This is a genomic window from Hydrogenovibrio kuenenii DSM 12350 (assembly GCF_000526715.1).
GTDB lineage: Bacteria > Pseudomonadota > Gammaproteobacteria > Thiomicrospirales > Thiomicrospiraceae > Hydrogenovibrio > Hydrogenovibrio kuenenii.
The window spans coordinates 2,429,872-2,449,025 of the sequence record NZ_JAGP01000001.1 but is presented as its reverse complement, the minus strand read 5'-3'; the positions used below and the strand labels follow the sequence as shown (position 1 = coordinate 2,449,025).

Genomic DNA, 19,154 nt, shown 5'->3' with positions numbered 1-19,154 from the left:
GACTGTCCTTTGTCCGCTGTGGTATCAACTGTGTAGCTGTGAGTCGCTGTGCTCGTCACTGGGTTGCCTGCGGCATCCGTTGACGCAACACTCGCTGTGAAGCCTTTGTCGGCATCCGCGGCTAGGTCTGATCCGGCTACATCCACGCTCCAAGTGCCATTGCTTTGCACTGTCGCTGTGTACTCTTGGCCGTTGATCGTCATGGTCACTGTGTCATTTGCACTGATGTCGCCACCAGTTGCTGTTCCTGTCCACGGCGATGGTTTGTCCACTCTCCGCGGCATTGATCACGTTGTCTGAAGTCACGTCGTTGATGGTGACTGTCCTTTGTCCGCTGTGGTATCAACTGTGTAGCTGTGAGTCGCTGTGCTCGTCACTGGGTTGCCTGCGGCATCCGTTGACGCAACACTCGCTGTGAAGCCTTTGTCGGCATCCGCGGCTAGGTCTGATCCGGCTACATCCCACGCTCCAAGTGCCATTGCTTTGCACTGTCGCTGTGTACTCTTGGCCGTTGATCGTCATGGTCACTGTGTCATTTGCACTGATGTCGCCACCAGTTGCTGTTCCTGTCACGGCGATGGTTTTGTCCACTCTCCGCGGCATTGATCACGTTGTCTGAAGTCACGTCGTTGATGGTGACTGTCCCTTTGTCCGCTGTGGTATCAACTGTGTAGCTGTGAGTCGCTGTGCTCGTCACTGGGTTGCCTGCGGCATCCGTTGACGCAACACTCGCTGTGAAGCCTTTGTCGGCATCCGCGGCTAGGTCTGATCCGGCTACATCCACGCTCCAAGTGCCATTGCTTTGCACTGTCGCTGTGTACTCTTGGCCGTTGATCGTCATGGTCACTGTGTCATTTGCACTGATGTCGCCACCAGTTGCTGTTCCTGTCACGGCGATGGTTTGTCCACTCTCCGCGGCATTGATCACGTTGTCTGAAGTCACGTCGTTGATGGTGACTGTCCCTTTGTCCGCTGTGGTATCAACTGTGTAGCTGTGAGTCGCTGTGCTCGTCACTGGGTTGCCTGCGGCATCCGTTGACGCAACACTCGCTGTGAAGCCTTTGTCGGCATCCGCGGCTAGGTCTGATCCGGCTACATCCACGCTCCAAGTGCCATTGCTTTGCACTGTCGCTGTGTACTCTTGGCCGTTGATCGTCATGGTCACTGTGTCATTTGCACTGATGTCGCCACCAGTTGCTGTTCCTGTCACGGCGATGGTTTGTCCACTCTCCGCGGCATTGATCACGTTGTCTGAAGTCACGTCGTTGATGGTGACTGTCCCTTTGTCCGCTGTGGTATCAACTGTGTAGCTGTGAGTCGCTGTGCTCGTCACTGGGTTGCCTGCGGCATCCGTTGACGCAACACTCGCTGTGAAGCCTTTGTCGGCATCCGCGGCTAGGTCTGATCCGGCTACATCCACGCTCCAAGTGCCATTGCTTTGCACTGTCGCTGTGTACTCTTGGCCGTTGATCGTCATGGTCACTGTGTCATTTGCACTGATGTCGCCACCAGTTGCTGTTCCTGTCACGGCGATGGTTTGTCCACTCTCCGCGGCATTGATCACGTTGTCTGAAGTCACGTCGTTGATGGTGACTGTCCCTTTGTCCGCTGTGGTATCAACTGTGTAGCTGTGAGTCGCTGTGCTCGTCACTGGGTTGCCTGCGGCATCCGTTGACGCAACACTCGCTGTGAAGCCTTTGTCGGCATCCGCGGCTAGGTCTGATCCGGCTACATCCACGCTCCAAGTGCCATTGCTTTGCACTGTCGCTGTGTACTCTTGGCCGTTGATCGTCATGGTCACTGTGTCATTTGCACTGATGTCGCCACCAGTTGCTGTTCCTGTCACGGCGATGGTTTGTCCACTCTCCGCGGCATTGATCACGTTGTCTGAAGTCACGTCGTTGATGGTGACTGTCCCTTTGTCCGCTGTGGTATCAACTGTGTAGCTGTGAGTCGCTGTGCTCGTCACTGGGTTGCCTGCGGCATCCGTTGACGCAACACTCGCTGTGAAGCCTTTGTCGGCATCCGCGGCTAGGTCTGATCCGGCTACATCCACGCTCCAAGTGCCATTGCTTTGCACTGTCGCTGTGTACTCTTGGCCGTTGATCGTCATGGTCACTGTGTCATTTGCACTGATGTCGCCACCAGTTGCTGTTCCTGTCACGGCGATGGTTTGTCCACTCTCCGCGGCATTGATCACGTTGTCTGAAGTCACGTCGTTGATGGTGACTGTCCCTTTGTCCGCTGTGGTATCAACTGTGTAGCTGTGAGTCGCTGTGCTCGTCACTGGGTTGCCTGCGGCATCCGTTGACGCAACACTCGCTGTGAAGCCTTTGTCGGCATCCGCGGCTAGGTCTGATCCGGCTACATCCACGCTCCAAGTGCCATTGCTTTGCACTGTCGCTGTGTACTCTTGGCCGTTGATCGTCATGGTCACTGTGTCATTTGCACTGATGTCGCCACCAGTTGCTGTTCCTGTCACGGCGATGGTTTGTCCACTCTCCGCGGCATTGATCACGTTGTCTGAAGTCACGTCGTTGATGGTGACTGTCCCTTTGTCCGCTGTGGTATCAACTGTGTAGCTGTGAGTCGCTGTGCTCGTCACTGGGTTGCCTGCGGCATCCGTTGACGCAACACTCGCTGTGAAGCCTTTGTCGGCATCCGCGGCTAGGTCTGATCCGGCTACATCCACGCTCCAAGTGCCATTGCTTTGCACTGTCGCTGTGTACTCTTGGCCGTTGATCGTCATGGTCACTGTGTCATTTGCACTGATGTCGCCACCAGTTGCTGTTCCTGTCACGGCGATGGTTTGTCCACTCTCCGCGGCATTGATCACGTTGTCTGAAGTCACGTCGTTGATGGTGACTGTCCCTTTGTCCGCTGTGGTATCAACTGTGTAGCTGTGAGTCGCTGTGCTCGTCACTGGGTTGCCTGCGGCATCCGTTGACGCAACACTCGCTGTGAAGCCTTTGTCGGCATCCGCGGCTAGGTCTGATCCGGCTACATCCACGCTCCAAGTGCCATTGCTTTGCACTGTCGCTGTGTACTCTTGGCCGTTGATCGTCATGGTCACTGTGTCATTTGCACTGATGTCGCCACCAGTTGCTGTTCCTGTCACGGCGATGGTTTGTCCACTCTCCGCGGCATTGATCACGTTGTCTGAAGTCACGTCGTTGATGGTGACTGTCCCTTTGTCCGCTGTGGTATCAACTGTGTAGCTGTGAGTCGCTGTGCTCGTCACTGGGTTGCCTGCGGCATCCGTTGACGCAACACTCGCTGTGAAGCCTTTGTCGGCATCCGCGGCTAGGTCTGATCCGGCTACATCCACGCTCCAAGTGCCATTGCTTTGCACTGTCGCTGTGTACTCTTGGCCGTTGATCGTCATGGTCACTGTGTCATTTGCACTGATGTCGCCACCAGTTGCTGTTCCTGTCACGGCGATGGTTTGTCCACTCTCCGCGGCATTGATCACGTTGTCTGAAGTCACGTCGTTGATGGTGACTGTCCCTTTGTCCGCTGTGGTATCAACTGTGTAGCTGTGAGTCGCTGTGCTCGTCACTGGGTTGCCTGCGGCATCCGTTGACGCAACACTCGCTGTGAAGCCTTTGTCGGCATCCGCGGCTAGGTCTGATCCGGCTACATCCACGCTCCAAGTGCCATTGCTTTGCACTGTCGCTGTGTACTCTTGGCCGTTGATCGTCATGGTCACTGTGTCATTTGCACTGATGTCGCCACCAGTTGCTGTTCCTGTCACGGCGATGGTTTGTCCACTCTCCGCGGCATTGATCACGTTGTCTGAAGTCACGTCGTTGATGGTGACTGTCCCTTTGTCCGCTGTGGTATCAACTGTGTAGCTGTGAGTCGCTGTGCTCGTCACTGGGTTGCCTGCGGCATCCGTTGACGCAACACTCGCTGTGAAGCCTTTGTCGGCATCCGCGGCTAGGTCTGATCCGGCTACATCCACGCTCCAAGTGCCATTGCTTTGCACTGTCGCTGTGTACTCTTGGCCGTTGATCGTCATGGTCACTGTGTCATTTGCACTGATGTCGCCACCAGTTGCTGTTCCTGTCACGGCGATGGTTTGTCCACTCTCCGCGGCATTGATCACGTTGTCTGAAGTCACGTCGTTGATGGTGACTGTCCCTTTGTCCGCTGTGGTATCAACTGTGTAGCTGTGAGTCGCTGTGCTCGTCACTGGGTTGCCTGCGGCATCCGTTGACGCAACACTCGCTGTGAAGCCTTTGTCGGCATCCGCGGCTAGGTCTGATCCGGCTACATCCACGCTCCAAGTGCCATTGCTTTGCACTGTCGCTGTGTACTCTTGGCCGTTGATCGTCATGGTCACTGTGTCATTTGCACTGATGTCGCCACCAGTTGCTGTTCCTGTCACGGCGATGGTTTGTCCACTCTCCGCGGCATTGATCACGTTGTCTGAAGTCACGTCGTTGATGGTGACTGTCCCTTTGTCCGCTGTGGTATCAACTGTGTAGCTGTGAGTCGCTGTGCTCGTCACTGGGTTGCCTGCGGCATCCGTTGACGCAACACTCGCTGTGAAGCCTTTGTCGGCATCCGCGGCTAGGTCTGATCCGGCTACATCCACGCTCCAAGTGCCATTGCTTTGCACTGTCGCTGTGTACTCTTGGCCGTTGATCGTCATGGTCACTGTGTCATTTGCACTGATGTCGCCACCAGTTGCTGTTCCTGTCACGGCGATGGTTTGTCCACTCTCCGCGGCATTGATCACGTTGTCTGAAGTCACGTCGTTGATGGTGACTGTCCCTTTGTCCGCTGTGGTATCAACTGTGTAGCTGTGAGTCGCTGTGCTCGTCACTGGGTTGCCTGCGGCATCCGTTGACGCAACACTCGCTGTGAAGCCTTTGTCGGCATCCGCGGCTAGGTCTGATCCGGCTACATCCACGCTCCAAGTGCCATTGCTTTGCACTGTCGCTGTGTACTCTTGGCCGTTGATCGTCATGGTCACTGTGTCATTTGCACTGATGTCGCCACCAGTTGCTGTTCCTGTCACGGCGATGGTTTGTCCACTCTCCGCGGCATTGATCACGTTGTCTGAAGTCACGTCGTTGATGGTGACTGTCCCTTTGTCCGCTGTGGTATCAACTGTGTAGCTGTGAGTCGCTGTGCTCGTCACTGGGTTGCCTGCGGCATCCGTTGACGCAACACTCGCTGTGAAGCCTTTGTCGGCATCCGCGGCTAGGTCTGATCCGGCTACATCCACGCTCCAAGTGCCATTGCTTTGCACTGTCGCTGTGTACTCTTGGCCGTTGATCGTCATGGTCACTGTGTCATTTGCACTGATGTCGCCACCAGTTGCTGTTCCTGTCACGGCGATGGTTTGTCCACTCTCCGCGGCATTGATCACGTTGTCTGAAGTCACGTCGTTGATGGTGACTGTCCCTTTGTCCGCTGTGGTATCAACTGTGTAGCTGTGAGTCGCTGTGCTCGTCACTGGGTTGCCTGCGGCATCCGTTGACGCAACACTCGCTGTGAAGCCTTTGTCGGCATCCGCGGCTAGGTCTGATCCGGCTACATCCACGCTCCAAGTGCCATTGCTTTGCACTGTCGCTGTGTACTCTTGGCCGTTGATCGTCATGGTCACTGTGTCATTTGCACTGATGTCGCCACCAGTTGCTGTTCCTGTCACGGCGATGGTTTGTCCACTCTCCGCGGCATTGATCACGTTGTCTGAAGTCACGTCGTTGATGGTGACTGTCCCTTTGTCCGCTGTGGTATCAACTGTGTAGCTGTGAGTCGCTGTGCTCGTCACTGGGTTGCCTGCGGCATCCGTTGACGCAACACTCGCTGTGAAGCCTTTGTCGGCATCCGCGGCTAGGTCTGATCCGGCTACATCCACGCTCCAAGTGCCATTGCTTTGCACTGTCGCTGTGTACTCTTGGCCGTTGATCGTCATGGTCACTGTGTCATTTGCACTGATGTCGCCACCAGTTGCTGTTCCTGTCACGGCGATGGTTTGTCCACTCTCCGCGGCATTGATCACGTTGTCTGAAGTCACGTCGTTGATGGTGACTGTCCCTTTGTCCGCTGTGGTATCAACTGTGTAGCTGTGAGTCGCTGTGCTCGTCACTGGGTTGCCTGCGGCATCCGTTGACGCAACACTCGCTGTGAAGCCTTTGTCGGCATCCGCGGCTAGGTCTGATCCGGCTACATCCACGCTCCAAGTGCCATTGCTTTGCACTGTCGCTGTGTACTCTTGGCCGTTGATCGTCATGGTCACTGTGTCATTTGCACTGATGTCGCCACCAGTTGCTGTTCCTGTCACGGCGATGGTTTGTCCACTCTCCGCGGCATTGATCACGTTGTCTGAAGTCACGTCGTTGATGGTGACTGTCCCTTTGTCCGCTGTGGTATCAACTGTGTAGCTGTGAGTCGCTGTGCTCGTCACTGGGTTGCCTGCGGCATCCGTTGACGCAACACTCGCTGTGAAGCCTTTGTCGGCATCCGCGGCTAGGTCTGATCCGGCTACATCCACGCTCCAAGTGCCATTGCTTTGCACTGTCGCTGTGTACTCTTGGCCGTTGATCGTCATGGTCACTGTGTCATTTGCACTGATGTCGCCACCAGTTGCTGTTCCTGTCACGGCGATGGTTTGTCCACTCTCCGCGGCATTGATCACGTTGTCTGAAGTCACGTCGTTGATGGTGACTGTCCCTTTGTCCGCTGTGGTATCAACTGTGTAGCTGTGAGTCGCTGTGCTCGTCACTGGGTTGCCTGCGGCATCCGTTGACGCAACACTCGCTGTGAAGCCTTTGTCGGCATCCGCGGCTAGGTCTGATCCGGCTACATCCACGCTCCAAGTGCCATTGCTTTGCACTGTCGCTGTGTACTCTTGGCCGTTGATCGTCATGGTCACTGTGTCATTTGCACTGATGTCGCCACCAGTTGCTGTTCCTGTCACGGCGATGGTTTGTCCACTCTCCGCGGCATTGATCACGTTGTCTGAAGTCACGTCGTTGATGGTGACTGTCCCTTTGTCCGCTGTGGTATCAACTGTGTAGCTGTGAGTCGCTGTGCTCGTCACTGGGTTGCCTGCGGCATCCGTTGACGCAACACTCGCTGTGAAGCCTTTGTCGGCATCCGCGGCTAGGTCTGATCCGGCTACATCCACGCTCCAAGTGCCATTGCTTTGCACTGTCGCTGTGTACTCTTGGCCGTTGATCGTCATGGTCACTGTGTCATTTGCACTGATGTCGCCACCAGTTGCTGCCCCAGTTACTGCAATCGTAGCGTTACTTTCGGCAGAATTTACAACATTGTCCTGAGTAACAGGATCAATCGTGACCGTACCAACATGAGCACTACCCGCTGGCTCAACTTTTATGTCAAGCTTACTGCTATCATCGGAGTTCGTGGTGTAAGTAATTTGAGGAACGGTGCCATCCCAATCATGCACAGGCGTAAAGGCATAACTACCATCTGCATTTAGGGTCATCTGCCCTACACCTGAAATGGCGACGGAATCACCCGCATTATGCGTTGTGGAATCTCCAGAGATGGTGAAACTAGCAACTTTCAACGTATTGTTCGGGTTACTGTCATTCGCCAACACATTTCCATTGGCAACGGTGTTTTCTTGAATAATAATAGAGTCATCTTGCGTCACGCGCGTTGTGAAGTTTTCTTCACCTTTAATGGCTGGGTTGCCAGAAGAATCAACAGAATTGGCAATCACTTTATAGTTTGCATCATCCGGCCAGCTACTCATATCAACGCCAGCAATCGACCATTTACCATCAACCCCTACAGTTGGCTGTTGACTAGACGGCAAGGTTGTTGAGTCAAAAAGAACGTTGCCACTTGAATCTTGCACTTCAATCGTAACGGTTTGCCCGGCAGCAATGGAGCCTGTACTACCACTAATGGTGACACTTTTATCTTCGTTACCGGCAAGAATATTGTCTCCAGTAATCGGATCTATATAAATACGGCCCGCGCTGGTATCAATCAAATAGAATTCTGTCGAAGTACTGGTAGCTTGCTCGCCGTTGCTGTTATAGGCAACCGCCGTCGCGTCCACAACTTGGTCTGAGTCATTAGCAAAATCTGCACCTAGAACAGAAATCGCATATTTCCCATCAGAACCGAAATTACCAGAATATTGGTTACCATTAATTGTTAGCGTAACCGTACCGTGATCTAAATTTTGCCCAAGAACCTGCCCTGTAACCGCAATATTACCATTGGCTTCACGTGCATTAACAAGACTATCCGATGTAATTCTGTCTATATCGAGAGATATTGAAAAAGCAGTTTGTTGATTTGCTGCATACAGATACTCGTTATTATTACCCGTTGGATCAGGCGTTTGCGTAGGGTTAGGGTTGGCACCATCAGTGCCCTCATCAAACCCACTCGTTACATTACCTTGCGCTCTATCCGCTTGGATTGCATCAGGCGTTTGTGAAGAGGAAGAAGTTGGCTGCCCGCTGTCTTGACCAGCAGCTGTCGCGTCTAATGATTCTGCCTGGCCAGAAAGCACTTTCTGAACCATGTCCTGAACATCATCTTGCTTGGCTTGCAGCTCTTCGACATCGGCTTTTGGCATAACATCGTCATCAAGACGAGCTACAGAGTTTTGCCCAAGAGTAAAAACGGTACCATTAGCCAAATAAACTAGGATTGAACCGCCATCGGCCGTTACGATAACATCATTGGCATGAACAACCATCCCTTCTTTCAGTGGCACTAATTCACCTGAAGGTAATTTGATGTATACCTTGCCAGAAAGCTCTCCAACTCGACCAATAATAACGGAATTTCCTGTAGCCATTTCGACTCTCCCAATCAACAATTCTTTTTTCAGTAGAATCACTATAGTTATAGTGTCAATAAAAATCTATTGTACCTAAGGACAATAAAACGTAATTTTGCTTACTTTTTATTCAGGAAGTTACTAACTAATTGATGAAACTAGATTTTTTAGATTTTTTTTTTTATAATTGCAGCTACCGATAGACAGAAATGTATAGCAAACACACTTTCTGGATACAAGAGGAATGCGGTTATGAATAATGTCAATCCAGTTTTAGCAAGCGCTACACACGCAACTTACCTTCAATCGAATGGGTTAGCTGACGCTACAGCAAAAGAACCGAAAGTGACCGAAAAATCTACAGCTGTTACTTCATCTGCTGGCAATTCCTCTGTTACTTTGTCTGACAAAAATCAAACACAACAAACAGATTATTTAAATTTAGCTAAAGATCGCCGGGTAAATGAAAAAGATTCAGCAGGCTCAGAACCTACCGAAAAAGGTGATACTACAAATGGTTTGACTTATGCTTCAAACCTTCAAGCTCAAGCAAACTATAACGCTTTCAACGCAACAAATACAAAACGTTAAATCAGAAACAATCCTCCCTTCCACCGCCTATTCGCTAATTTTTAGCATTGGGCGGAGGCTTTTACGTCACTGTTCTTCAATACAATTTCACACTCCCTCAAAACTCTTTTTTCAAGTTTAGGCGTACACTTATTTCTAAGTTAACGAAACAGGATGTTTCTTAACTCGGTTTCTTTGAAACCTAATTTCATTAACTCCATTAATATTCAAACTAGGTCTCCTACTTATTTGAATATGCTCCTCAGTTGAAAATCGCGCCGATACAATTTCGGCGCTTTTTTTTACAAAATTCCCTAAAATATCAACTCCAATCCAATTTTCTGGAGCTATTACATGAAAACTGTTCATGGCAAACCCTATCGTCACGGTCATGGTACTGATGAACAACATAAGCAAGACCAAGCTTTATTTTCAAAACTGTTGGAATGTCATACTGAACTTGAGCGTGAAACCCAAAAAATTGAAAATGGCATTATTGCTACCACCACCTCAAATAATCCAGAACTCGCACAAGTGCTTCAAGATCATGTCATTGGTATGGAAAAACGTTTTGGTATGGGCAGAGCGATTCGCTCTTGGGATCCTTTATTTGCAGCTCTTTTTGAATATAAAGATCAGATTGATATGCATTACGAAGCAATAGAAAATGGCGTGCAGGCGACTTTAACAGCTGAAGATCCGAAGCTCATTGAATTAATCCATTGCCATGACCAGACACTACATGGCTTTGTAAACGAAGGGCTTGAAGCTGGTGGGCGAGAGAGCCCAAAACCTGAATGGCTTGAATAACACTTGAATTAAAGGAGTTAAATCCCTATAAAACCAAAGTCAAGTAACCAAATGAAGGAACAGCCATGATTATTATGTGCCCACACTGCGGTGGATTAAATCGAATTCCTGACGAAAAACTAAATCAATCTCCATCCTGTGGTAAATGCAAACAATCGCTATTGACTGATACACCCATAGAAATGACAGGCGACCAATTACTAAGAGCAATCGAAAAAACCGATCAACCGATCGTCGTCGATTTTTGGGCACCTTGGTGTGGCCCTTGCAAAATGTTTGCTCCCACTTTTGCTCAAGCAGCGCAACAGTTAAAATCTCAAGCAAAACTGGTCAAAATTAATACTGAAGTCGAGCAACAAATTGCCGCAAAATTTAATATCCGTTCAATACCTACTTTAGCTATTTTTAAAAATGGAAAAGAAATCGCCAGACAATCTGGCGCCATGCCGTTACCTAGCTTTGTACAATGGGTTCAGCAATCGCTTTAACAAAAAATGAGATAAAAATTTATGGAAATTGGTTCACCAGAACACAAAAGGCTTTTAACAAAAAGTATTGTTAAAATCGCTGTTAAAACGATGACTATTGGGTTGGTAATTGGTTTATTTTTGATGATTCCAAGCCTTATTCGTGAAAACACCTTCTCAATCGGTTTGGCATTAGCGGGTCAAGCAATTATTGCCATCGCACTTATTTACGCGCTTTCCGTAGCTTTCGTCAAATATAAGAAAACGCTAGGCAAACTGTAGATAGAGAACAGATTAACTAAAAAGCTTTAGCTTAACTATTGTGAAGCGATGATACACACGTTGCCATTTAAAAACTGGCACCTGCTTTGCCCAAACCAGCGCTAAAGTTTGGGTATCTGCAGAAAGTGGGCTGAAACGGTCTCTATCCAAAGCTTTTGTCAGCTCGTGCAAACTTTCGTAACTTCCATAGTGCGCGCTCATTTTACTTTCCCATTGGCCAAAACTGAGATTTTGTGCACCTTGTCCAAATTGTGATGCTGTCCATGACAAAAGCGCCTGCCACACCTCATCTGTGCTTTCTGCTCGCTTAATAGCAACCACCAAACGAAGCTTGTACCAAGCATCAATAAAGATCCATACCAATACAAGCAAAGCGAACCCTATTAACGCGTAGAACAAAATATTGATTAACCAATAAACTACTTTCGGCACAGAAAATATCCATTGTCCTTGCACATACTGATCAACCAACTTACCAGTGAGTGGATCAAAATACGTTACTCTCATATTAGGTAAACGCACTAATCCTAACGCCAAGAAACGCAATGGTTGTTTAATAACACGTTCTGATACCAACCCTGTGTCTGTCCAGCGTTGTTCTTTTTGCATATCAGGCATCAACCATTCAATTGCACGGTTGTAGGCAAACTGAGCAGTCGGGTCAGGCAATGTATTTGGGTTGACATTCTCACCTTTCAGAATCATTTTCCAATCTATCATTTGGTTCTGTATTTGCCAAAAACTTAACTTTTGAACCTGTACAGAAACCTTACCAATAGGCATGGCAACAGGTAAGAAACTTGGTGTAGGCTTTAATTGCAACCAAAGTGTATTATCGAAAAATAACCAAGGGCGACCATTACCAGTATTGCGAACTTCAACAATCGGTGTACGAACTTTTAATTTTCCTGGCTCACCACCACCAACCAGCATTTGAAAAACACGTTGATTACCAAACCACTTCTGATTCGCATCTAACGCCGTTTCTTTGAAAATATGCGTCACCTTATCATTGGCATGTGAATGCAATAACAAACGTGCTCCTAGACCTGGATCAGATGTTTTAACCAATGCCTTCCAGCTCTGTAGTTGGTTAATATAGGCATGATCTTTTGGTCTCTGCCAATTAATAGTTACATCAGGATTAGGGTTGACCTTAACCACCGCTCCATCAAACTGTAACCCACCAATATGGATAGCAGGGAATTTGGCATCACCTGCAATGCGAGGATAAAGGACCAATCGCATATAGTCTGAATCGCCGTCCACATCATAAATTTCAAAATGCTGGCGAATTTTAGATTTATCGAATTTTGTGAAGTCGTTTTCTATATTTTTGCCTTTCAAGATCAACGTTACCGGCTCACCCAATGTAATTTCTAAAGGCGATAAATTAACGCTATCCGCTTTTGCTGGCATTGCCAGTAGCGCCATATTGATGATTGTCAGAACAATAAACATCAAACGTTTACAAACTTTGCAAGAAACTACCATGGCTTCACTCCAGGCAAGTCGTGCGCTTGCTCCTGCTCTGCTTGGAATCCTTCTTCACGCTCAAATAAGCGCTTTAATAAGGCGGATTGCTTGTCCTGAACTTGCTTCATTTTCTGTTCAAATTTCTCAATAGTTTGTCTGCGTTTCTGCTGATCAATAATCGCATTAGCAACATCATTAGCTTTGCCATTTGCTTGTAATCGGCCTTCAGATTTCAAACGAAAGTCGGTACGATCTTCTTCGTCAGGCAATACAAAATCTTTTGCCTGCTTTTCACCATCTTCCGAGTCGCCCGATACGCCTTTGCCAGGTTCGCTATTAGGCTTTTGTCCGCCATAAAAACTGCCTTCAGCATCACGGGACTGGCTTCCTGCACCCTTACCATCACCTTTTTCTTGGTTTTTCTGCTTTCCTTTCTTTTTCTGACGCTGCATTTTTTTCGCCAACTCTAAATTATGCTTGGCTTTATCGTAATCAGGCACATACACCAATGCCTGCGTATAGGCTTCTATCGCTTGAGGCATCAAATTGGATTCGAAAAAAGTATTTCCTAGGTTAAACAACGCATGGGCGCGTTCTTTGTCGTTGTGGCCGGCTACTGCAGCTTGTGTAAAGTAGAGCACTGCCGACTCATAATCTCCGGCACGGTAAGCTGCATCACCTGCGCCAAACCAACCCGTATATTGGTTTAAACCATCATAAAGCTGCTCGGATAATTCAAACTTTTTAGTCTGAAAAGCTTGAAAAGCCTGCTGTTGTCTTGAGATACGCTGACTTGCGCTTAACTCTGCCGAAGACTGCTGAGCGCTATCAACTTCATCTGCTGCTTGAGAAGGCGTTGGTAACCCAGTTAAACCTGCTGAAACTAACGCAATAGCAAGTAATCCAAGTGAACCGGACATCTCGGAAGGGCGTAATCGAATGGGATAAAATGCCAAAATCAATAAAATAAATGCCGCTACCATAAATGGCCAAGCATGGTCTTGCCAAATAGGTGTTGAAGAGACAATAGTGCGTTTCTGTGCTTCTTCCGTCACAGAGTCCAAAAGTTTCTGCAAAAAGGAACCCTGATTACTTGCCTGAAGATATTGACCGTTGATTTGACCCGCCAATTTTTTCAAAAAACCTGCTTCAAGTCGTGACGTCACCAGGCGACCATAGGCATGCAAATAGCCAGTTGGATCGGTAAACTCTGGAACACGACTTGCGGCGTTTTTTCCAACTCCAACAAGAATCACCTTAGCAGACGAATCATCCTTTTTATCCTGTTTAACACCAGGCGTTTGGGTCAGTCCTCTTTTAGCCAGACTCTGCGGTAAAGTTTGCGATTCATATTCAGCGGGTTCACCATTTGTCAGCATCAGTAAAATTTGTGCTTTACCAGCGGTTTGTTGCAAATGCTTCAAGCCGAAATTCAGTGCAGGATAAATTTGAGATCCTCTGGTTGGTAGCATGCCTGGGCGCACCAAACTCAGATAATGTTTAAACAAATCTCTATCGAAAGTTAAAGGAGAAACTAAATGCGGTTTACCGGCATAAACCATCAGACCGACACGATCGTTTGGTTCAAGCCTGTTTAATAAAGACTCGATTAGCGCACGACTAAAAATAAAACGGTTACCGCCCATATCTTGAACCAGCATGGAACGCGACACATCCAAACCTATCAAAATGTCTACACCTGCTCGTGACGACTCATTGGGCGATGGAATCGCACTTCTTGGCCCTGCCAATGCAATAATCAGCGCCACCCAAGCAAAAGAAAGCAATGCCGTTGGTGACACAAATGCGCCTAAGATTCGTTTTACCAGACGCCATAAAAATCTGCCAGGCTGGGGTCTTGTATTAGTGCCTTCAATATCAACGGATGATGCTGATCCACGATGAGTTGCTGCATCAGCTTTTACCCAAGGCAATAAATCTGCATCGGCATAGTGTGCTACTTGGCGTTTTTTAATCAGGTAGACAACCAACCACCAAATAACAGGAATCAATACAAACCACAAAGTTTGTGCATCTCGCCACTGCCAACCTTCCGGCAAAATAAATGCCCAGATATTATTTAAATGCTGCATCAATAGTTGTTCCATCAAGCCGCTTCCTCTGTTTGGAGGCGTCTCGCCAGCAGTTGAACCAAACTGAAATACAGCACGAATATCATTAATGCCAAAGCAACAAAGTAAGGATATAGTTCAATTTTTGCAGTTTTCTTTTGCGGCGTTTCCAATTGTGCGCCTTCGGTTTGGTCGATCGCTTGCAACACTTTTTGCAAACTCGCCTCGCCGTTCACCTGATAATAACGCCCACCCGTTTCGGCGGCTAAATGTCGCAGCATACCGCTTTTTAATGGTTGATAAAGCAACCCGGTAAATACACGTTTATCGGCTTGCTTACTTCCTGCTCCAATCCCAATGGTATAAATAGGAACATTTAAGCCTTGCGCATAAGTAACCGCATCTTCCAAAGGAACACGGCTGGCGCGAGACTGTCCGTCCGAGATAAAAATTACCACCCGCTTTTGTGTGGTTTTGGTACTTTTTTCCGTTTGTTGCAAACCTAGGCCTAACGCTTCACCGGCTGCTTCATCGGTACGACCCGCTAAGTAAGGTCTAAGTCTTTTTAACATCAGTCTTGCAGTAACAGCATCGGTGGTTAATGGCATAAGCGTAAAAGCATTTTCAGCATAGACAATGAAACTGAAGCGATTCCCCTGTAAACCAGAGACAAATTGATCCAGTACCGATTTCACCACATCCATACGCGTGGTTGGCTGACCGTTCATTTGATAATCCGGCAAGAGAAAGCTAGCAGAGGTTTCGACAACAAATACCAAATCTCGCACTGTTTTGGTTTGAGGTTCAGGCGGTAAAGGCACTTCTTTAACTGGACTTGCCAAAGCAATCGCCAATAAAGCCAGTATTGACCAACGCAGTCCCTGCAATATCCAACGCCAAAAACTCGATTTTGCTTGTGGTTGCGCAATCCAATGCATCCGATCAATCAATGGATGTCGAAAAGACATAGACTTCATTTCTGCTGCCGAATCCCAATCGCTTCGTCCAGTAAAACGTTTCACAGTTTTCGACACCCCCCAAAACAACAGCGTTAAAAGCGGCGCCAAACCAATCAATGCCATCGCAGCGGGATGTTCAAACACCCAACTCGGCCAATTTGGTAGCTCTTGCCAAAATACTTGCCAACTCAATCCACCATTAACCATGGTTCTGCCCTCTGTGGGTTTTGGATTGTTGCAAGCGTGTCATTCCGTAATGAACAGCTTTGCGCAACCTTTGAGCTAAGTTTCCAGGCAGGGATTTGAGTTTGTGTTTTTCATAATCAGCAAGCGCTTGCTTTAATGTCGACAAGGCTGAAACCAATGTTTCACGTGAAGCATTATTTTGACTAAAGCACATAGGCTCTAAGGTTTCTTTGAGGACAATGGCATCCTTTTCCAATAACAATTGATGACGCTGGGCATTATCAAAAATCTGATATAGCTTAAGCGCTTCTTCACGGCTATTATTCGTTGAAAGTGAAGCCCACTGTTTACTCATGCTCTTTAACTGCCAACGTAAATGAAAACTACGCCAGTAGCGGTTTCGCAACCAATAGAGCAATGCTAACAACACAATAACGGCAACTATCGCCAAACCAATTTCCAAGCCAAGCCACCAATTTGTGCCAGGCTGGGGTGGCAATTCAATATCAATCAACTGTGTAGCGGGTTCCTGACTTGTAGCAACATTTTCAGCACTAGGTGAAGCAACTTGTGCCGCTAAGCTTAGAGAAGAATAAAGCATCGAGGCGCCTGCTACCAATAACGTAACTCTAGATATGTGTCGGCTTGAAAACAACATTTAAGCCGCCCCCGCCGTCTGAGCAGAACCGGGTTGATTATGCAATTTCAGCAAATCGTCCTGTGTCGAGATTTCGATAAGAGTGACGCCAACATTGGATAATTTTTGACGCAAAGTCTCAAAGTATTGTTGCGCCCAGGTTTCATAGGCTTGGTAATCTTGGTGGGTCAAGCTGTGTGCTTGCGTTCGCCCGCTTAAACCCTTTAACTTGAGACCAGAAATAGCTGGCAGATGTTTTTCCACTGCGTCATAGACCAACACAGCTTTTAGCATGACTTTTTGTTGTAACGCTGCCATCACATTCAAAGTCGCATCATCCAAATCCTGAAAGTCGCTGATAATAATTAACCTTGACCCTACTTGTAGACGTTTTTGGCACTCCAATAACTCATCATGCAAGCGCGGTTCTTTTTGCACTGTCATTGGCGGTTGTGGAATCGACAAAAACTCCATCAATTGCTCAAAACTACTACGGCCTTCAAAAATAGGAGTGGATTTAACGTTTTCCGACAAACGAATCGCATCTATCGGCAAACCTGCTGTTTGTGCTTGCCAAGCATAATAGCCGGCAACACGAACGGCTTGAGTCACTTTCAATCGTTGCTGAGTACCGAAGCGCATGGATTGGCGCTGATCCACCAACAAGGTCCAGCTTTCTTGACGCTCTTCCTGAAACAGTTTGGTGTAGGCTTGCCCGGTTCGTGCCATCAAGCGCCAGTTAATACGACGCACTTCATCGCCCGGCTGATACAAGCGGCTTTCTTCGTACTCCATACCAGACCCAAGAAAACGACTGCCTTGCTCACCTTGCTTTAAGGACTCACTGGCTTTTGGGTTTAACGTGGCTTTCGGCACCATCTGTGACAAGCTCTCACCTAATTGGTTAATCGCTTGTTGCGACAAAATCGGCTGTTTGACCACCAAAGCGTCCGGCTGTACAGGCTTGAAAAGCTTGTACAACCACCCACTAAGCTGTGATAACACCGACTTTGATGACATATAAAACCTTAAATCGAAGTTTATTGAACAGCAGTTTGCGCTACTGACTCAGAAGCTTGAGACATAGGCACCGGAACACGTTTAATGATTTCGGTAATCACCGAATCTTCCGTCCACTGTTGCGCACGGCCAGAAAAGCTGACACGAATACGATGTCTTAAAATATCCGGCAGCATGACAATGGCATCATCCGGTGTCACAAAGTCACGCCCTTGCAACCAAGCATAAGCACTCGCACTGTGCAAAAGCGACAAGGTTGCACGAGGTGATGCACCGATCTCAACGATACCAGCCAATGAAGCATCATACTTATCAAGATGACGGGTTGCGGCAGTTAAGTCCACCATATATTTTTCAACTTCTGGCGACACATATTGCTCTGAAATTTTATGACGAGCACTTAATACCATCTCCGGCGTTAAGAAAGCATCCAGTTGTTCTTTGTCTTCACCAAAGTGATGCGCGCGATCAAGGCGCAAGATTGCCAACTCTTCTTCATCCGTTGGGTAATCCAACACCACATGCAACATAAAACGGTCAAGTTGCGCTTCTGGTAGCGGATAGGTTCCGCTTTGTTCTAAAGGGTTTTGCGTTGCCATAACAATAAACAAATCCGGCAAAATTCGCGTCTTACCACCAGCCGTGACTTGTTTCTCTGCCATCGCTTCCAGCAAAGCCGACTGTACTTTCGGTGGTGCACGGTTGATTTCATCTGCCAGCACGATTTCGTTAAAAATCGGTCCTTTTACAAAGTTCAATTGCCCAGATTGCGGATCGAGAATATCTGACCCCATTACATCCCCAGGCATTAAATCCGGTGTGAACTGAATACGTTGAAAGCTTGCTTTTACGGCTTCAGCCAACGTTTTTACTGCAGTGGTTTTGGCCAGACCTGGAGGCCCTTCCAACAACAAATGTCCACCTGTCAGCATCGCAATCATTAAACGTTCCAGTAATGACTCTTGCCCTACGATTACCTTCTGTAAATGCGTTTTTAAATTTTTAAAATCGTTTAGAGTGGACATATGCTTTCCTTTTAAAGCTTCATTTGCTTTTTATCTTCTCAGTTTCTATTTATAAGAAGATGCTAATTTAATCAGTTTTATCCCTGAAAGAGAAATTCATTTTTCGACCAAAGCTATCAACAAATCTAATCGCAGGTGTTCCGGCATCACCAAGTTATCTAACTAGGTCAGCCAAGGCAAGCCTTCTGCCTTCCATTCAGGAAACCCTTCTTCCAGTTGGTAAGATTGCATGCCATTTTGCCGAAGCGCCTGCAGAAGTTGATGCGAATAAACACAATAAGGCCCGCGACAATAAGCGACTAATGTTTTATCTTTCGGCAAGCTTTCAGCCGCTTTATCAATTTGGTTCGGCGGCACATTGATCGCCCCTTTGATATGGCCTTGAGCAAACTCTTTCTCTGGCCTAACGTCAATGACCAACAGGTTTTCTTTATCCAAATTCGATAACAACTCCTGCCGAGTGATTTTTTCAGGCAAAGCATCGGTTGGTTCTAAACTCGACAAGAGGCGATCCATTTCTGCAATATGGCTTTCTGCGGTTTGCCTCAAGCTGCGAACCAATAGCACCACATCTTCGCCAGCAATTTCATACACACGGCTTTTGCCTTGCTTTTGAACCGACACCAAACCGTGATTTTTTAGCACTTGCAGATGACGTGACGTATTGGCAAAGTTCAAACCACTCAGCTTACTTAACTCTTCTACGCTTCGCTCCGCTTGTGCAAGGTAATCTAGCAGCTCAATGCGCTGAGGAGAAGAAAGACAATGCGCGACCAACGCGAGTTTCTCAAACAATTGTTTTTTAACTTCTGCCATTAAATGAATCCGAACACTCTTTATTAGATGGTAAACCGCCGCTTGA

General features: G+C 47.8%; 14 protein-coding genes. 4 read left to right on the top strand and 10 right to left on the bottom strand.

Annotated elements, in window-relative coordinates:
* The 3 genes from N745_RS0111460 to N745_RS12610 all read right to left on the bottom strand — a co-directional run.
* On the bottom strand, window positions 1-272 hold a 272-nt coding region (locus N745_RS0111460), incomplete at its 3' end, for an Ig-like domain-containing protein (RefSeq protein WP_024852269.1).
* Window positions 273-302: 30 nt separating this feature from the next.
* A complete protein-coding gene (locus N745_RS12670; RefSeq protein WP_157833768.1) occupies window positions 303-479 on the bottom strand; it encodes a hypothetical protein in 177 nt (58 codons plus the stop codon).
* A gap of 53 nt (window positions 480-532) precedes the next feature.
* Window positions 533-8,806, bottom strand: a complete 8,274-nt coding sequence (locus N745_RS12610) for an Ig-like domain-containing protein (protein ID WP_024852268.1) — start codon at window positions 8,804-8,806, stop codon at window positions 533-535.
* 234 nt (window positions 8,807-9,040) lie between these two features.
* Here N745_RS12610 and N745_RS0111445 point away from each other — a divergent pair, with 234 nt between their 5' ends.
* The 4 genes from N745_RS0111445 to N745_RS0111430 all read left to right on the top strand — a co-directional run bounded on the left by N745_RS0111445 (window position 9,041) and on the right by N745_RS0111430 (window position 10,917).
* A complete protein-coding gene (locus tag N745_RS0111445) occupies window positions 9,041-9,379 on the top strand; it encodes a hypothetical protein (RefSeq protein ID WP_024852267.1) in 339 nt (112 codons plus the stop codon).
* A 333-nt stretch (window positions 9,380-9,712) separates the two neighbouring features.
* Window positions 9,713-10,168: a hypothetical protein gene (locus N745_RS0111440; RefSeq protein WP_024852266.1), complete on the top strand. Its 456-nt coding sequence runs from the start codon at window positions 9,713-9,715 to the stop codon at window positions 10,166-10,168.
* A gap of 65 nt (window positions 10,169-10,233) precedes the next feature.
* Window positions 10,234-10,656 carry a thioredoxin TrxC gene (trxC, locus tag N745_RS0111435; RefSeq protein WP_024852265.1) on the top strand — a complete coding sequence of 141 codons (423 nt, stop codon included), beginning with the start codon at window positions 10,234-10,236 and terminating at the stop codon, window positions 10,654-10,656.
* Window positions 10,657-10,677: 21 nt separating this feature from the next.
* Window positions 10,678-10,917: a hypothetical protein gene (locus N745_RS0111430; protein ID WP_024852264.1), complete on the top strand. Its 240-nt coding sequence runs from the start codon at window positions 10,678-10,680 to the stop codon at window positions 10,915-10,917.
* 12 nt (window positions 10,918-10,929) lie between these two features.
* Here N745_RS0111430 and N745_RS0111425 read toward each other — a convergent pair whose 3' ends face one another.
* From N745_RS0111425 to N745_RS12090, 7 genes are all read right to left on the bottom strand, one after another.
* Entirely contained in the window at window positions 10,930-12,411 is a 1,482-nt protein-coding gene (locus N745_RS0111425) for a hypothetical protein (RefSeq protein WP_024852263.1), read from the bottom strand.
* Window positions 12,405-14,501, bottom strand: a complete 2,097-nt coding sequence (locus N745_RS0111420; RefSeq protein WP_024852262.1) for a VWA domain-containing protein — start codon at window positions 14,499-14,501, stop codon at window positions 12,405-12,407. The genes N745_RS0111425 and N745_RS0111420 overlap by 7 nt, the downstream gene beginning before the upstream one ends.
* Window positions 14,501-15,631 carry a vWA domain-containing protein gene (locus N745_RS0111415; protein WP_024852261.1) on the bottom strand — a complete coding sequence of 377 codons (1,131 nt, stop codon included), beginning with the start codon at window positions 15,629-15,631 and terminating at the stop codon, window positions 14,501-14,503. Before N745_RS0111415 ends, N745_RS0111420 begins: the two co-directional genes overlap by 1 nt.
* Complete coding sequence (locus tag N745_RS0111410; RefSeq protein WP_024852260.1) at window positions 15,624-16,211, bottom strand: DUF4381 domain-containing protein; 588 nt, start codon at window positions 16,209-16,211, stop codon at window positions 15,624-15,626. The genes N745_RS0111415 and N745_RS0111410 overlap by 8 nt, the downstream gene beginning before the upstream one ends.
* 57 nt (window positions 16,212-16,268) lie before the next feature.
* Complete coding sequence (locus N745_RS0111405) at window positions 16,269-17,267, bottom strand: DUF58 domain-containing protein (protein WP_024852259.1); 999 nt, start codon at window positions 17,265-17,267, stop codon at window positions 16,269-16,271.
* Between the two features lie 20 nt (window positions 17,268-17,287).
* Window positions 17,288-18,292 carry an AAA family ATPase gene (locus N745_RS0111400; RefSeq protein WP_024852258.1) on the bottom strand — a complete coding sequence of 335 codons (1,005 nt, stop codon included), beginning with the start codon at window positions 18,290-18,292 and terminating at the stop codon, window positions 17,288-17,290.
* Window positions 18,293-18,454: 162 nt separating this feature from the next.
* Complete coding sequence (locus N745_RS12090) at window positions 18,455-19,108, bottom strand: ArsR/SmtB family transcription factor (RefSeq protein WP_038070751.1); 654 nt, start codon at window positions 19,106-19,108, stop codon at window positions 18,455-18,457.
* Between the last annotated feature and the right edge of the window lie 46 nt (window positions 19,109-19,154).

What these genes read in the sequence shown, in the direction of transcription:
- N745_RS0111425 (WP_024852263.1), bottom strand. Translation starts at nt 12,411, where the DNA reads ATGGTAGTTTCTTGCAAAGTTTGTAAACGTTTGATGTTTATTGTTCTG.
- N745_RS0111415 (WP_024852261.1), bottom strand. Translation starts at nt 15,631, where the DNA reads ATGGTTAATGGTGGATTGAGTTGGCAAGTATTTTGGCAAGAGCTACCA.
- N745_RS0111405 (WP_024852259.1), bottom strand. Translation starts at nt 17,267, where the DNA reads ATGTCATCAAAGTCGGTGTTATCACAGCTTAGTGGGTGGTTGTACAAG.
- trxC (WP_024852265.1), top strand. Translation starts at nt 10,234, where the DNA reads ATGATTATTATGTGCCCACACTGCGGTGGATTAAATCGAATTCCTGAC.
- N745_RS0111410 (WP_024852260.1), bottom strand. Translation starts at nt 16,211, where the DNA reads ATGCTTTATTCTTCTCTAAGCTTAGCGGCACAAGTTGCTTCACCTAGT.
- N745_RS0111430 (WP_024852264.1), top strand. Translation starts at nt 10,678, where the DNA reads ATGGAAATTGGTTCACCAGAACACAAAAGGCTTTTAACAAAAAGTATT.
- N745_RS12610 (WP_024852268.1), bottom strand. Translation starts at nt 8,806, where the DNA reads ATGGCTACAGGAAATTCCGTTATTATTGGTCGAGTTGGAGAGCTTTCT.
- N745_RS0111445 (WP_024852267.1), top strand. Translation starts at nt 9,041, where the DNA reads ATGAATAATGTCAATCCAGTTTTAGCAAGCGCTACACACGCAACTTAC.
- N745_RS0111440 (WP_024852266.1), top strand. Translation starts at nt 9,713, where the DNA reads ATGAAAACTGTTCATGGCAAACCCTATCGTCACGGTCATGGTACTGAT.
- N745_RS0111420 (WP_024852262.1), bottom strand. Translation starts at nt 14,501, where the DNA reads ATGGAACAACTATTGATGCAGCATTTAAATAATATCTGGGCATTTATT.
- N745_RS12670 (WP_157833768.1), bottom strand. Translation starts at nt 479, where the DNA reads ATGGCACTTGGAGCGTGGGATGTAGCCGGATCAGACCTAGCCGCGGAT.
- N745_RS12090 (WP_038070751.1), bottom strand. Translation starts at nt 19,108, where the DNA reads ATGGCAGAAGTTAAAAAACAATTGTTTGAGAAACTCGCGTTGGTCGCG.
- N745_RS0111400 (WP_024852258.1), bottom strand. Translation starts at nt 18,292, where the DNA reads ATGTCCACTCTAAACGATTTTAAAAATTTAAAAACGCATTTACAGAAG.